Source organism: Microcoleus sp. PH2017_08_TRC_O_A (assembly GCF_020738665.1).
Classification (GTDB): domain Bacteria; phylum Cyanobacteriota; class Cyanobacteriia; order Cyanobacteriales; family Microcoleaceae; genus Microcoleus.
Map to the genome: position 1 here is coordinate 1 of NZ_JAEQCE010000042.1, position 910 is coordinate 910.

Genomic DNA, 910 nt, shown 5'->3' on the forward strand with positions numbered 1-910 from the left:
TCAATGACTTCGACCCCGACATTTTCGACACGTTGACTGCTGCTGTTGTCACACAACCGACTAAAGGTAAACTCGTACTCAATCCCAAGGGTGACTTCATTTACACTCCCAGCCCCGGATTTGTCGGAGTTGATACTTTCATTTATAGCGCTAGCGATGGCGCTGCAACTGTCCCCGCCACGGTGAATATCAACGTTACAAACAGTGTGCCAACAGCCAATCCCGACACCTATAGCACCAGTGCGGGAAAAGCCCTCAGCGAAATATTGCCGGGAGTTTTAGCTAACGACTCCGACGCGGACTTGGACACGCTGACTGCTGCGTTGGCGGCCAACCCGACGAAAGGGTCGATCGCCCTCAGCAAAGACGGTTCTTTCACCTATACTCCTAAGGCAGGCTTTACTGGGACAGACACATTTACCTACACAGTCAGCGACGGCATAGTTAGCTCTCCACCAGCTACCGTGACTGTAAACGTCAACAATAACCCGCCTGTCGCGATTCCTGACAACTATACAACTTCTTTTAATACTCCTCTCAACGTGGCAGGGTTGGGAGTCTTAATTAACGATACAGACCCGGAAAACGATCCGTTGACTGCGATTTTGGTGGCAAATCCGGCTAAAGGTGCGATCGCCCTCAACGCTAACGGTTCCTTCAGTTACACTCCGAATGCTGGTTTTGCAGGGACAGATTCTTTTACCTACAAAGCTAATGACGGAAAAGCTGATTCTGCGATCGTCACAGCCAGCATTGTTGTCAATAACTCTCCAACTCCAACTCCGGTAACAACTCCAACTCCGGTAACAACTCCAACTCCGGTAACAACTCCAACTCCGGTAACAACTCCGACTCCGGTAACAACTCCGACTCCGGTAACAACTCCGACTCCGGTAACAACTCCGACTCC

The 910-nt window shown here is 50.5% G+C and carries 1 protein-coding gene; it reads left to right on the forward strand.

What is annotated here, in order from left to right:
• The coding region (locus JGK22_RS16320) for an Ig-like domain-containing protein (RefSeq protein ID WP_293192060.1) at positions 1-910 on the forward strand (910 nt) is incomplete at both ends.